Annotated in this window: 11 protein-coding genes; 6 read left to right on the top strand and 5 right to left on the bottom strand. The window is 72.1% G+C overall.

The features are described 5' to 3' along the window. Positions 1-62: 62 nt before the first annotated feature. From BLU79_RS34025 to BLU79_RS34040, 4 genes are all read left to right on the top strand, one after another. Positions 63-1004, top strand: coding sequence for a metal ABC transporter solute-binding protein, Zn/Mn family (locus BLU79_RS34025; protein WP_093909832.1), 942 nt, complete (start codon positions 63-65; stop codon positions 1002-1004). Continuing rightward, positions 1001-1828: a metal ABC transporter ATP-binding protein gene (locus BLU79_RS34030; protein WP_256333571.1), complete on the top strand. Its 828-nt coding sequence runs from the start codon at positions 1001-1003 to the stop codon at positions 1826-1828. Before BLU79_RS34025 ends, BLU79_RS34030 begins: the two co-directional genes overlap by 4 nt. Then, positions 1825-2697, top strand: coding sequence for a metal ABC transporter permease (locus tag BLU79_RS34035; RefSeq protein ID WP_093909833.1), 873 nt, complete (start codon positions 1825-1827; stop codon positions 2695-2697). The genes BLU79_RS34030 and BLU79_RS34035 overlap by 4 nt, the downstream gene beginning before the upstream one ends. 83 nt (positions 2698-2780) lie before the next feature. Further along, positions 2781-4760: a heavy metal translocating P-type ATPase gene (locus BLU79_RS34040; RefSeq protein ID WP_093909834.1), complete on the top strand. Its 1980-nt coding sequence runs from the start codon at positions 2781-2783 to the stop codon at positions 4758-4760. Positions 4761-4826: 66 nt separating this feature from the next. Here BLU79_RS34040 and BLU79_RS34045 read toward each other — a convergent pair whose 3' ends face one another. The 5 genes from BLU79_RS34045 to BLU79_RS34065 all read right to left on the bottom strand — a co-directional run bounded on the left by BLU79_RS34045 (position 4827) and on the right by BLU79_RS34065 (position 12009). After that, on the bottom strand, positions 4827-4994 hold the full coding sequence (locus BLU79_RS34045) for a hypothetical protein (RefSeq protein WP_177001287.1): 168 nt from the start codon (positions 4992-4994) through the stop codon (positions 4827-4829). A gap of 187 nt (positions 4995-5181) precedes the next feature. Next, on the bottom strand, positions 5182-6249 hold the full coding sequence (locus BLU79_RS34050) for a LacI family DNA-binding transcriptional regulator (protein ID WP_093909836.1): 1068 nt from the start codon (positions 6247-6249) through the stop codon (positions 5182-5184). 100 nt (positions 6250-6349) lie between these two features. Further along, on the bottom strand, positions 6350-8713 hold the full coding sequence (locus BLU79_RS34055) for a beta-galactosidase (RefSeq protein WP_093909837.1): 2364 nt from the start codon (positions 8711-8713) through the stop codon (positions 6350-6352). Further along, a complete protein-coding gene (locus tag BLU79_RS34060) occupies positions 8713-10476 on the bottom strand; it encodes a glycoside hydrolase family 35 protein (RefSeq protein WP_093909838.1) in 1764 nt (587 codons plus the stop codon). The genes BLU79_RS34055 and BLU79_RS34060 overlap by 1 nt, the downstream gene beginning before the upstream one ends. A 360-nt stretch (positions 10477-10836) precedes the next feature. After that, entirely contained in the window at positions 10837-12009 is a 1173-nt protein-coding gene (locus BLU79_RS34065; RefSeq protein ID WP_093909839.1) for an MFS transporter, read from the bottom strand. A gap of 259 nt (positions 12010-12268) precedes the next feature. Between BLU79_RS34065 and BLU79_RS34070 the strand changes: the two genes are divergently transcribed. Together BLU79_RS34070 and BLU79_RS34075 are read left to right on the top strand one after the other, a co-directional pair. Then, a complete protein-coding gene (locus BLU79_RS34070) occupies positions 12269-12985 on the top strand; it encodes a helix-turn-helix transcriptional regulator (RefSeq protein ID WP_093909840.1) in 717 nt (238 codons plus the stop codon). After that, positions 12982-13956 (top strand): threo-3-hydroxy-L-aspartate ammonia-lyase, encoded by a 975-nt coding sequence (locus BLU79_RS34075; RefSeq protein WP_093909841.1) that lies wholly within the window; start codon positions 12982-12984, stop codon positions 13954-13956. Before BLU79_RS34070 ends, BLU79_RS34075 begins: the two co-directional genes overlap by 4 nt. Positions 13957-13967 lie beyond the last annotated feature (11 nt).

The following is a 13967-nucleotide window of genomic DNA, read 5'->3' on the forward strand; positions in this document are numbered from 1 at the left end:
TGGGGCAGCGGCCGGGACGGATGGAGCTCGGCGCACCATTTCGCGCTGCCCCGGAGGCATCCATGCCCATGTCCTCGTCCCGACGTCTCGCGCCGCCGCTGATATCCGGCGTCTGCCTCATCTTCCTTGCGGGCTGCGGCAGTTCGTCGGATTCCGGTAGCGGCAGCGACGCCTCGCAGAGCCCCGCCGCAGCCTCCGTCATCCCGGTCGTGGCCTCGACGAACGTCTACGGGGACATGGCCGAGCAGATAGGCGGCGGGAAGGTGGCGGTCACCTCGATCATCAGCGATCCCGACCAGGACCCGCACTCCTACGAGGCCAACACGCAGAACCAGTTGGCGCTGTCCAAGGCGAAGGTCGTCATCGAGAACGGCGGCGGTTACGACGACTTCGTCGACCGCATGCTGGGGAGCGGCGACTCGTCCCCCGAGGTGATCAACGCGGTCAAGGTCTCCGGCAAGAGCGCCCCGGCCGGCGGGGAGCTCAACGAGCACGTCTGGTACGACTTCCCCACGTCCGCCAAGCTCGCCGACCGTATCGCCGCCGCCCTCGCCAAGGCCGACCCGGACGACGCCGCCACCTTCACCGACAAGGCGAAGGCCTTCAAGGAGAAGCTGACCTCGCTGGAGCGGAAGGAAGCCCGCATCAAGGCCGACCACGGCGGCGAGGCGGTGGCCGTCACCGAGCCCGTGCCGCTGTACCTGCTCGAAGCCAGTGGGCTCAGGAACGCGACCCCCGAGGCGTTCAGCGAAGCCATCGAGGAAGGCGACGACGTCTCCCCGAGGACCCTGCGGGACACGCTGGCACTGTTCACCGGCAAGAAGGTCAAGGCGCTGGTCTACAACGAGCAGACCTCCGGCCCGCAGACCGAGAAGGCCGAACAGGCGGCGAAGACCGCCGGAATCCCCGTGGTCCCCGTCACCGAGACCCTCCCCGAGGGCAAGGACTACGTCGGCTGGATGACCGCCAACGTCGACGCGCTCGCGAGCGCGCTGGCCAAGTGAGGACGACCGACGGGGTCGTGATCAGCCTGCGCGGAGCGGCCCTCTCCTATGGCGAGCGGGTGCTGTGGCAGGGACTCGATCTGGACGTACGCCCGGGCGAGTTCCTGGCCGTGCTCGGCCCCAACGGATCGGGCAAGACCAGCTTCGTACGCGCCCTGCTGGGGCAGCGGCAGCTGTCCGCCGGCACGCTGACGGTCCTGGGGCGCCCACCTCGAGGCGGCAGTCGGGCCATCGGCTACGTCCCCCAGCAGGGGTCGCTGTCCACGCAGGCGACCCTGCGCGCCCGCGACCTGGTCCGCCTCGGCATCGACGGGCACCGCTTCGGACCCCGACCGCGCGCAGGCGCCGTACGCCGTCGCGTCGACGACATCCTCGCCTCGGTCGGGGCCGCCGCCTACGCGGACGTACCCGTCGGCCTGCTCTCCGGCGGCGAACGGCAGCGGGTGCGCATCGGGCAGGCGCTCGCGACCGATCCACGGATCCTGCTCTGCGACGAACCGCTGCTCTCCCTCGACCTGCACCACCAGCGGGCCGTGACGGAACTGGTGGACGCCCGTCGTCGCTCCCACAACACGGCCGTGGTGTTCGTGACCCATGAGATCAACCCCGTGCTGGGACTCGTGGACCGTGTGCTGTACCTCGCCCGCGGCGGCTTCCAAGTCGGCGCACCCGACGAGGTGTTGACCTCCGAGGCGCTGTCGCGGCTGTACGGCACCCAGGTCGACGTCATCCGCGTCCGGGACCGCATCACGGTGGTGGGCGCCCCCGACGAGGTGGCTCAGCCGCCGCACCACCCCGAACCGTCGCACGGAGTACGGCCATGACCATCGCCGACGGGATCTGGCAGCAGATCTTCGACTTCGACCACTACGGCGAACTGCTCGCCCTGGTCCGCAACTCCCTCGTCGCCGGTGCCGCGCTCGGCCTGGTCGGCGGGCTGGTCGGGGTCTTCGTCCTCATGCGGGACCTGCCGTTCGCGGTGCACGGGATCAGCGAGATGTCGTTCGCCGGCGCTTCGGCCGCGCTGCTGCTCGGCGTGAACATCGTGGGTGGCTCGATCGTCGGCTCCCTGATCGCGGCCGGCGTCATCGGCCTGCTCGGTTCGCGCGCCCGGGACCGGAACTCCGTGATCGGCGTCGTGATGCCGTTCGGTCTCGGGCTCGGTGTGCTCTTCCTCGCCCTGTACAAGGGCCGGGCGGCGAACAAGTTCGGCATCCTCACCGGGCAGATCGTCGCCGTCGACACCCCGCAGATGTCCTGGCTGCTCGGCACGTCGACCGTGGTGCTCGTGGCGCTGGCGGTCATGTGGCGTCCGCTCACCTTCGCCAGTGCCGACCCCGAGGTGGCCGAGGCGCGGGGCGTGCCGGTACGGGCGCTGTCGTTCGCCTTCATGCTCGTGCTCGGCCTCGCGGTCGCGCTGTCCGTGCAGATCGTCGGCGCACTGCTGGTCCTCACCCTGGTCGTCACGCCCGCAGCCGCGGCGGCCCGGGTCACCGCCTCGCCGGTGCTGCTGCCCGCGCTGAGCGTGCTCTTCGCGGTCGCCTCGATCGAGGGCGGGATCCTGCTGGCCCTGGGCAGCAGCATCCCCATCAGCCCGTACGTCACCACCATCTCGTTCACGATCTACGTGGTCTGCCGACTGGTGGGCCGCCACCGGACCCGGCAGTGGGGGGCCGCGCGAGCGACCCCCTGACGTGAAGCCCCCGAGGGGAGACCCGCGACCACGTGGCATGAAGGCATGAATGAGTATTCATCTGTTCCTGTATCGTGCCGCGCATGACTTCCACGCTCACCCCGCCGTCGGTCGACCGGGCCGCATCCGCGCGCGCCGGGTCGGTGCCCCGGCGGCGTACCCGGCTCCTCGCGTTGCCGGAGGTCCGCTGGGCCGTCGCGGCCACCGCGCTGTTCCTGCTCGCGCTGCCCCTGCAGCTCGCCGGGGCACCCGCCTGGACCTGGGGCACGCTGTACGCGCTGTCGTACGCCACCGGTGGCTGGGAACCGGGCTGGGAGGGGCTCAAGGCGCTCAAGGACAGGACCCTCGACGTCGATCTGCTGATGGTCGTCGCCGCGCTCGGCGCCGCCTCGATCGGGCAGGTGATGGACGGCGCCCTGCTGATCGTCATCTTCGCGACCTCGGGTGCGCTGGAGGCCCTCGCCACCGCCCGCACCGCCGACTCGGTGCGCGGGCTGCTCGACCTGGCCCCCGCCACGGCCGCCCGGCTCGCCCCCGACGGCACCGAACAAGCCGTAGCAGTAGGGGAGTTGGTGGTCGGCGACACCATCCTCGTACGGCCCGGCGAACGCGTCGGAGCCGACGGCCGGGTGCTGGACGGAGCCAGCGAGGTCGACCAGGCGAGCATCACCGGCGAACCGCTCCCCGCCGCGAAGCAGCCCGGCGACGAGGTCTTCGCGGGCACCCTGAACGGCACCGGCGCACTGCGCGTCCGCGTCGAACGCGACGCCTCCGACTCCGTGATCGCCCGGATCGTGCGGATGGTGGAGGAGGCGTCCGAGACCAAGGCGCCCACGCAACTCTTCATCGAGAAGGTCGAACAGCGCTACTCGCTGGGCATGGTGGCCGCGACGCTCGCCGTGTTCGGTGTCCCGCTCGCGTTCGGCGAGGAGTTCTCCGAGGCGCTTCTGCGCGCCATGACCTTCATGATCGTGGCCTCGCCGTGCGCGGTGGTCCTGGCCACCATGCCGCCCCTGCTGTCGGCCATCGCCAACGCCGGCCGGCACGGTGTGCTGGTGAAGTCGGCGGTGGTGATGGAACGCCTGGGCGAGGTCGACACCGTCGCCCTGGACAAGACCGGCACCCTCACCGAGGGCACGTCGCGGGTCGTCGACGTGCGGCCGCTGGCCGCCCGCGGCCTGGACGAGGACGAAGTCCTGACGCTCGCCGCGGCAGCCGAGCACCCCAGCGAACATCCGCTGGCCCGGGCGGTGGTGGACGCTGCGCGGGAGCGCCGCCTCGACCTGCCCGCCGCGCACGACTTCACCTCCGCGCCCGGGGTCGGCGTGCGGGCCGTGGTCCAAGGCCGGACGGTCGAGGTCGGCGCCCCGGCCCGGCTGCTCGCCGACCCCGACTCCGCGGTCGTTCAACTCGCCGAGGAATGCGAGGAGTCCGGACGCACCGCCGTCCTCGTGGTCGTCGACGGCACCCCCGTCGGAGTGCTGGGCATCGCGGACCGGCTGCGCCCCGACGCCGCCACCACGGTCGCCGCCCTCACCACGCTCACCGGCTCCGCCCCGCTCCTGCTCACCGGCGACAACCCCCGCGCCGCCGCCCACCTGGCGGCCGAGGCCGGCATCGAGGATGTGCGCGCCGGGCTGTTGCCGCAGGACAAGATGGGCGCGGTACAGGAGTTGCAGGGTGCGGGACGCAAGGTGCTGGTCGTCGGGGACGGGGTGAACGACGCGCCCGCCCTGGCCGCCGCCCACATCGGCGTCGCCATGGGCCGGGCGGGCTCCGACCTGGCCCTGGAGACCGCCGACGCGGTGATCGTCCGCGACGAACTCGCCGCCGTCCCCACCACCGTCGCCCTGTCCCGCCGCGCCCGGAAACTGGTCACGCAGAACCTCGTCATCGCCGGGGTGTTCATCGCCGGCCTCGTCACCTGGGACCTGCTCGGCACCCTGCCCCTGCCACTCGGCGTCGCGGGCCACGAGGGCTCGACGGTCCTCGTCGGCCTGAACGGGCTGCGGCTGCTGCGGGACTCGGCCTGGCAGCGGGCGGCGGCCGAGGGGACCGGCTGACAGGAGCCGTGGGCCGCCAGTGACTCACCCGGCGGTCAACGGCCCCCGCTGCTCCGCTACTTGACGTCAGTCGCAGCGACCAGCCGGCGCGCGCTCGGCGTCCGGGATCCGGTACCGGCCCTGCTCGCCGTCCAGATAGGCGCGCGCGGCGGCTGCCGCGCTGCCCTTGACCGGGGCCTGCTCCCGGATGCCCCGCACCAGCGCCGGCGTGTCCGTCCGCTGTCCAGGGATCACCTCGCCCGGGCTCGGCGGCGGTGCCATCGGATCGGGGGCGCGTCGGCGGGAGCCGCCGAGACGACGAGTGCGACGACGCTCAACAGCGCCGTCGCACCCGGTAAACCGATCGGTTGCGCTCGGTGTTCCCTCAACGGGGCGGGTGTGCCCACAGATGACGTCCGGCCGTCGTCGAGGGCGAGGGCCGTCAGTGACCGGGCGCCGGGCCGCTGCTGCGGCGGACCACCAGGTCGACCGGGACCAGCGAGTCGACCCGGGGCGGTTCGGCGTTGCCGTCGAGCCGGTCGAGCAGCAGGCGCAGCGAACGGGTACCGATCTCGGCGAAGTCGGTGCGTACGGTGGTCAGCGGGGGCAGGAAGTGCGCGGCCTCGGGGATGTCGTCGTAGCCCACGACGCTGATGTCGCCGGGGACGGAGCGGCCCGCTTCGTGCAGGGCGTGCAGCAGGCCGAGGGCCATCTGGTCGTTGGAGGCGAACACGGCGGTGACGTCCGGGCGCGCGGCCAGCCGTCGTCCCAGCTCGTAGCCGGAGTCGGCGCTCCAGTCGCCGATCAGCGGGGCCGGGACCTCGACGCCGGCCGCCTCCAGACAGGCCTGCCAGCTGCCCGTGCGGTGATCGGCCGAGGTCCAGCCGGTCGGGCCCGCGATGTGCCACACGGTGCGGTGACCCAGGCTCAGCAGATGCTCGACGGCCTTGCGGGCGCCGGTCCGGGAGTCGCCGGTGACCTGCTGGGTGTCGGTGGCGAGGCCGTTCTCCAGGACGACCAGGGGGGTGTCGAGGCGGGTGTCCGCCAGGGTCTTGCCCACCCACAGCTGCGGGGCGATCGCGATCACGCCGTCCGCGCCCTCGGCGGACAGCCGGTTCACTGCCTCGACCACCGTGTCGGGCTCGGCCGTGTCCAGCGCGATCGAGCTCAGCAGGTAACCGGCCTCCTGGGCCGCGGTGTTGATCGCGGTCAGGATGCTGGCAGGCCCGTAACGGGCGGCATCGAAGGAGATCACACCGACCATCCGGGTCCGCCCGCTGGCCAGCGACCTGGCGCTGCGGCTCGGCCGGTAGCCCAGCGTCCGCATGGCCGTCAGGACCGTCTCACGGGTTTCCGGCCGCACCGACGGATGGTCGTTGAGGACACGGGACACGGTCTGCTTGGACACCCCGGCCAGCCGCGCCACGTCGTCCATCACGGGCCGTGCGCCCGCGAAGTTCCGTCTGCTGCGCCCTCTCGGAGCGGAGCCGTCGGCGGAGCTTCGGGTCATGATGGCTGCTTCCTCGACGTCGGTACGGCGGTGGCATCCCGCCCCGGCAGGTCCCCAGCATAGGCAGGCCCACGGGGCGGGACCCCGCACATGAGCCCCCTCAGCCCGACCGGACCGACCAGGCACGGCTGGTGACCCACTCGGCATGGGTCACGGCAGCCGTCCGCGTCGCGTGCCGGGCGTCCTGCGGCACGTACACCTCGGCATCGGCGTGCAACGGCAGCACCCGCACCCGCAGCTCCGCTCCCGCCGGGAGCCGTCCGATGTCCCAGACACGCCCCGAGAAGAACTGGTCGGCGACGAGCCCGTCTCCCACATACGCCCGCCCCACGTCCCCGCTCCAACACAGCCGCAGCAGGCTCCCCTCCGGAAGATCCTCGGGTACGTCGATGCGGTACTCGGCGGCCACCGTGTCGAAGTACTCGTCGGCGGGCACGCTCGCCCGCCCCAGCACACCCGTCGCGGGCTCGGGCGCCGGGCCCGCGGGCCGGACCACGACCACCGGCGCCTCAACAGTCGCACCGCCGCCGGTCCCGACGCGATAGCGGGCGAACACCCCGTCCGCAGCACCGGCCACCGTCTCCCCGTCCACCATCAACGCCTGCTCGGGCGCGGGCAGCACGGCGAACGACGACCGTACGGCAGTGCTGTGCACCCGTACCTCGTCGCCGTCGAACACGACCCCGTCCGCGCACAGCACGAGCCGCTCGGCGCCCCATGCCTCACCGCGATAGACGGTACGAGCCGTCGCCGCGTCCAGCACCAGCAGCCCGACCCGTGTGCCCTCCGCCGTCTCCACCTCGACGAGGGCGTCGGTTCCGGGCCGCAGCCCCGTCACCAGGACCCGGCCGTCGACCTCGGCGATGTCCCCGGTCGGCGCGCTGACGGACGTCACCGTGGCCGCGTCCAGGGCGAGTTCGGGCGCGATGCCGTCGGTGGCGGCGAGCACCAGGACCGCACGCCCGCCGACCTCGACCGTGCACACCGGCTGCGCGCTCGCCCACTCCAGCCGCACACCCGCGACATCGAGCCGCAGCGGCCAGCAGAAGTACGCGCCCGCAGGCACGGTCACCGGAGAGCTCGGCAGCGTCAACGTCCGTGCCCCGCCCGGGAATTCGACCGTGAAGGAGGTGCCCGGGTGATCCGGCAGCGGCTCGTGCGGCTGGTGGTTGTTGACGAACAGGAACCCGGAGGCACCGTCGCCGCGCAGGGCCCACCGCAGTGTCTCCCGGTCGTGCTGACCGTCGGGCAGGCGCTCCGGAAGCACCGACTCCATCGAGGCGAGGAGGTGCCCGAAGTCCGCCAATATCAGGTGCTGGAGGCGGAGTTCGTCGTACGAGGGCCGGTACTGGCCGTACTCGCCCAGCGGGGCCTGGAAGTCGTAGGTGAGGACGGGCAGGTCGTTCGGGTAGGCGGTGGCGTGGGACTCCTGGAGCGTGGACTGCTCGCCGAGCGGGTTGGTGCCGCCGTGGAACATGTAGTAGCCCTGCCATACCGAGCCGCAGCCGATCTTGGCGAGCCCGAGCGCGCCGATGTCGGCGGCGTCCAGGCGTGGCCGTCGGTGGTAGGCCACCGCCATGCCGCCGCCCAACTCGCAGGTGGCCCACGGGAATCGGTCGGCGAGGGCGTCCGGGTCGCCGCCTCGGACGGTGGTCGGCCGCAGGTCGGCGCCGATGCCCTCGTCGTCGCGCTGGTGGGTGAAGAAGTAGTGCTTGCGGCAGGTGTCGGGCCAGCCGCCGTCCGCCTCGGTCCAGAAGGCCTCGGGGTAGCCGCCGTACAGCGGAAGCAGTTCGTCGGGCGGGAGCTGGACTCCGCCCCACGCGGTCGACGTCCACAGCGGCGCGCTCAGGCCCGCCTCCTGGGCCATCCGCTTCAGCGTCAGCAGATGACCGGGCTGGTCGTAGAGCTCGTTCTCGATCTGGATGGCGATGATCGGACCGCCGTGACCGCGGTCGAGGCCGTACAACTGCTCGGCGATGGCCGCGAACCAGCCGCGGACGGGCTCCAGATACGCCGGGTCGTCGGTGCGGGGCGTGCAGTCGCGGGACAGGAGCCAGTCGGGCAGGCCGCCGCCCCGTACCTCCGCGTGGGACCAGGGCCCGATGCGGGGGATGAAGTCCAGGCCGTGGCGGGCGCACAGCTCGGCGAAGCGGCGCAGGTCGCGGTTGCCGTCGAAGCGGACGCGGCCCTCGATCTCCTCGTGATGGATCCAGATGACATAGCTCGCGACGGCCGTCACCCCGCCCGCCTTCATCTTCAGCAGCTCCTCCTCCCACTCGCCCTCGGGGCAGCGGGAGTAGTGGAACTCGCCGGAGACCGGGAACCAGGGGTGGCCGGCGCGGGTGAGCCAGCGGCTGGTGACCTCGATCGGGTCGGGGGCGTTCGGCGCGTCGGCGAAGGGGAGGTGCCCGGCCAACGGAGGAGTGGCGGGTGCCGGGACGCGCAGCCGGTGCGGGCGGGGCATCAGTCGGTCTCCGGGCCGAGGTCGGGGGTGTCGGTGAGCTGGGCGCGGGTGTCGGTGGTGGCGTGCAGTTCCAGCAGGACGAGGTCGTTGGCGCCGGGGCGCAGAACGGGCGCGGGGACGTAGAGGGTGTGTTGTGGGCCGCGGTTCCAGTAGCGGCCCAGGTGGAAGCCGTTGACCCAGGCCTGGCCCTTGGTCCAGCCGGGCAGGGCGAGGAAGGTGTCGGCCGGGCTGTCGACGTCGAACGTGCCGTGGTGGAAGGCGGGTTCGGCGACTGTGGGCGTGTCCGCATGGGTGAACGGCAGCGCGCTCAGGTCGTCCAGGGGGAGGGGATGGCAGTCCCAGCCGTGCAGGGGAGTGCCGTTGAAGGTGACGGGGCCCAGCAGGCCCTTGGGGGCGCCGATGCGGGGGCCGTAGTTGACGCCGCCCATGTTCTCGACGAGCACGTCCAGCGTGGCGCCGGGGTGCGGGACGCGGACGGGCAGGGTCTCGTCGTGGCGTTCGCGTTCCAGTACGCCGACGGGGGCGCCGTCGACGAAGACCTGGGCACGGTCGCCGACCCCGCCGGTGAAGTGCAGCAGGCCGTCGCCCGCGGTGTCGAAGGTTGTGCGGTAGAGGGCGTACCCGGTGTGCAGGCCGAGGTCGTTCATCGTCGCCGGGTGCTCGGTGTGGACGGGCTCGGCGAGGTCCTTCACATGGGTCAGCAGGGGCGCTCGACGGTCCAACGCGACGGTGCGGGGCGGGAGTTTGGGAGTCGATGCGGGGGCGGTCTCCTCGGGGACCGGCGCGTGGCGGGCGATGACCTCGCGGAACGCGTGGTACTTGGGGCCGGGGTCGCCGCATTCGGTGAGGGCCGCGTCGTAGTCGTACGACGTCACGGTCGGCTCGTAGGCGTGCTTGTGGTTGGCGCCGTTGGTGAAACCGAAGTTGGTGCCGCCGTGGAACATGTAGATGTTGACCGAGGCGCCCGCCGACAGCAGTCGGTCCAGGTCGGCTGCGGCATCGGCGGCGTCCCGTGTGTGATGCGGGCCGCCCCAGTGATCGAACCAGCCGATCCAGAACTCCGCGCACATCAGCGGGCCTTCGGGCTGATGCCGGCGCAGTTCGGCGAGGTTCTGCTCGGCCCGGCTGCCGAAGGTGGCGGTCGCCAGGACGCCGGGGAGGGTTCCGGCGGCCAGATGCTCGGGGTTGGCCTGGTCGCAGGTGAAGAGCAACTCCCCGACACCTCGGGCCCGGAAGGCCTCCTCGACGTGCTTCATATACGCCGTGTCGTCACCGTACGCGCCGTACTCGTTCTCCACCTGGACCGCGATCACCGGGCCGCCCGCCGCGGCCGTGTACGGCAGGAGCGGGGGCAGCAGCAGGTCCAGGTAGCGGTCGAACGCCCCGGTGAAGCGCGGGTCGCTGGAGCGCAGCCGGATCTCGGGGTCCGCGATCAGCCAGGAGGGCAGCCCACCGTCGTCCCACTCGGCGCAGATGAACGGCCCCGGACGCAGCAGGACGTGCAGACCCTCGTCCCGGGCGAGGCTCAGATAGCGGGGCAGATCCAGGAACCCGTCGAGGACGAGGGGCCCGTCCGGATCGGGCTGGTGAAGGTTCCACGGCACATACGTCTCCACCGAGTTGAGCCCCATCAGACGGGCCTTGCGCAGCCGGTCGGCCCACTGGTCGGGGTGGATCCGGAAGTAGTGCATGGCGCCGGAGATGATCCGGAACGGCTCACCGTGGAGCAGGAAACCGTCGGGCGAGGCGGTGAGAGCGGACACGGGGGGACTTCCCTTCGGATCGGGTGTGTGGGTGTGCGGGGGCGCTGGGCGCGGGGTTGGCGGGGGCGGGTCGAGGGCCGTGGTGGGCGGGTTGCGCGGCTCAGCGGGGCCGGGTGGTGCGGGCTGGGGTAGGGCGAGTGGTGCGCTGGCCGGTTCGGACGGTGCGTGCTTGGCGGGTTCGGGTGGGGCGCTTGGCTGGGGCGGGTGGTGTGGCTTGGCGGGTTGGTGTGGTGTCGGCTCAGCGGGTTCGGGCAGTGCGGGCCGGCGTGGGGCGAGTGGTGTGGCTTGGTGGGTTGGAGTGGCGTCGGTTCAGCGGGTTCGGATCGTGAGGGCTCAGCGGGTTCGGGTGGTGGTGCGGGCTCAGCGGGTTCGGGTGGTGTGGATCAGCCATAGGGTCGCCGCCAGGCACAGGGCCGACACGGCGCTCAGGAGGAGCGGGACGGTGCGGACGCCCGACCACTCGATGGCCTTGCCCAGGGCCGGGCCCGCCACCACGCCGCCGATCATCGAGGCGGCGATGACGAGGGCGCCGGCCCGGCGGGCCCGCGGTGCGGATCGGTGGAGCCAGGGCAGGCCGGTCGGGAAGATCGGCGCGATGAACAGGCCGACTCCGGCGTAGGCGTACGGCGCCAGTTCCGGAATCGTCGCGAGCAGCAGGCAGACCGTCATGCCCGCGCACGAGACGGTGATGATGGCCTGCGCCGAGAAGCGCAGCGCGATCGGGGCGACCAGGAAGCGGCCCACGGTCATCATCAGCCAGTACAGGGATGTCGCCGTGGCGGCGAACCCGGCGCCGTAGCCGACGGTCTCCAGATGGGTCGGCTCCCAGCCGCCGACCCCGGCCTCGATGCCGACGTGCAGGACGTACAGGGCGACGAACACGGCGAGGACGGAGCCGAGACTGCGGGCGAGGACCTGGCCGCCGTGCGACTCGGTGTGTGCCTCGGACGGTTGCGGCGCCCGGTCGCGTACGCCGCGCAGGCACAGCAGCAGGGGCAGGTTGGCCAGCGCGAAGCCGAGGAACACGGCGGGGTAGTGGGTGGAGCCGATCGTGCCGATCAGGGCCGGGCCGAGGATCGCGCCGATGCCGAAGTGGGCGTTGAGGATGTTCAGCATGGCGGTCGAGCGGTGGCCGAAGCCGACGGCGAACAGCTGGTTGAGGCCGTAGTCGATACCGCCGAAGCCGAGCCCGGCCAGCAGGGCCATGCCCAGGGCGACCGGCCAGTTCGGGGCGAGGGCGAAGCCGGCCGCGCCGACCGCCATCAGCAGATACGAGGCGCCGAGGATCCGCCGGTTGCCGATCCGGCCGTAGAGCCGGTCGAAGAGCAGCACACCGGCCACGCCGCCGACGAAGTGCGCGCTCAGCCCGAGGCCGGCGGCCGACGGGGACAGGTCGAACTCCTCGCGGAAGGCGGGGATCGCCGGTCCGTACAGGGCCTGGAGGGCACCGATGAGTACGAAGCCGACGCAGGAGGCGACCACGGCGGCGAGGCTGAAGACCCGGGGGTGCGGGGGTGCCGACGTCACTGTCATGGTGCTGGATGTTACCGGTAACATCGCGCGCCTCGTCAAGATCTGTGCCGGGCTCACCCGTCGTGCGGTCTGTGGGGTGAGGGCGGTCAATTTCCTTGCGGGAGGCGTCGGTTGCTGCCTTGTGGTGGCGTGCGCGGCGCGCCGTCTCGCATCGTTGGACTGACAATACAAACGCTGGACGTGTAGTCTAGGAATTGGATCGGATCAGATCGGTTCGGTGGACCGATCGCCCCAAGCCCAGACGGACAGGGAGTGAGTGATGGCGGCCGAACAGGCCCTGGAATCCGAGCGGGACGCGATCGTCGCCGCGCTGACGCCGGTCATCGACGGGCTCGTGGCGACGTTCGGACCGATGTGCGAGGTGGTTCTGCACGACTACCGGCGGCCGGAGGAGTCCGTGGTCGCCGTGGCCGGTTCGGTGACCGGGCGGGCCGTGGGCGGGGCGATGAGCGAGATCGGCATGCGGATCGTCGCGCGCGGCGACAAGGCGGGCGACGAGCTGAACTACGTCACCCGGACCCGGGGCGGCAAGCTGGTCAAGGCGTCCACGATGGTGCTGCGGGACTCCATGGGCACCGTGTTCGGCGCCCTCTGCGTCAACCTGGACGTCACCGCCGTGGGCGACGCCCACGCCCTGCTCGGCGCCCTCGCCGGCATCGGCGGCACCCCGGCCGAGGTGCCGGTCACCACCTTCGGCAATGACATCGACTCCGTCGTCGACGCCATCCTCGACGCCCACCAGCTCCGGCAGAACGGCAGCTGGGCCGCTCTCGACCGCGGCCGGCGCCTGGAGCTGTTCCGCGGCCTGGACGAGCGCGGCGTCTTCGCCGTGCGGCGCGCGATCGAGCAGGTCGCGGCACGGCTCGGCATCTCCCGCGCGTCCGCCTACAGCTATCTGTCACAGGCGCGCGCCGAGGACCGGGCGGCGACGGACCGGACCGCGACCGACAAGACATCTCCTGGAGGAAACGCGTGACGACCACCACCCCGCCGATCACCTTCGACGACGTCCGCGATGCCGCCGCCCGGCTCAAGGGCGTCGCGCACCGCACCCCGGTGCTGCGCTCACGGACGCTCGACGCACGCGTCGGCGCCGAGGTCTTCCTCAAGTGCGAGAACTTCCAGCGCATCGGCGCCTTCAAGTTCCGTGGCGCCTACAATGCGGCGTCCCGACTGAGCCCGGAGCAGCTGGCTCGCGGCATCGTCGCCTACTCGTCCGGGAACCACGCCCAGGCCGTCGCCCTCGCCGCCCGGGAGCTCGGCACCAGTGCCGTGATCGTCATGCCCGAGGACGCCCCGCCGTCGAAGCGGGCCGCGACCGTCGGCTACGGCGCCGAGATCGTCACGTACGACCGCTACACCGGCGACCGCATCGCGATCGGGGAGGCCCTCGCCGCCGAGCGCGGCCTCGCCCTCATCCCGCCCTACGAGCATCCGCACGTCATCGCGGGCCAGGGCACTGCCGCTCTCGAACTCCTCGAAGAGGTGGGGGAGTTGGACGCGCTGGTGACTCCCGTCGGCGGTGGCGGGCTCATGGCCGGCAGCGCCACGGTGGCCAAGAGCCTCCACCCGGCCATCCGGATGATCGGCGTCGAACCGGAGGCCGGCGACGACACCAAGCGCTCCCTGGAGGCGGGGCGGCGCATCAGCATCCCGGTGCCGCACACCATCGCCGACGGCCAGGCCCTGCACACCCCCGGTGAACTCACCTTCTCCATCAACCGGCGGTTCCTCGACTCGATCGCGCTGGTCGGCGACGACGAGATCCGGGACGCCATGCGGTTCGCCTTCGAACGCCTGAAGATCGTGGTCGAGCCGAGCGGGGCCACCGCGCTGGCCGCCCTGCTCACCGGCCGGGCGGGCGCCCTTCCGCGCCGCGTGGGCGTGATCATCTCCGGCGGCAATGTCGACGCCGGGCGCTTCGCCGAACTCTGTGGGAGTGCGTGACAGCGCGATCG

The sequence above is a fragment of the Streptomyces sp. cf386 genome (assembly GCF_900103585.1).
Taxonomy (GTDB): Bacteria; Actinomycetota; Actinomycetes; order Streptomycetales; family Streptomycetaceae; genus Streptomyces.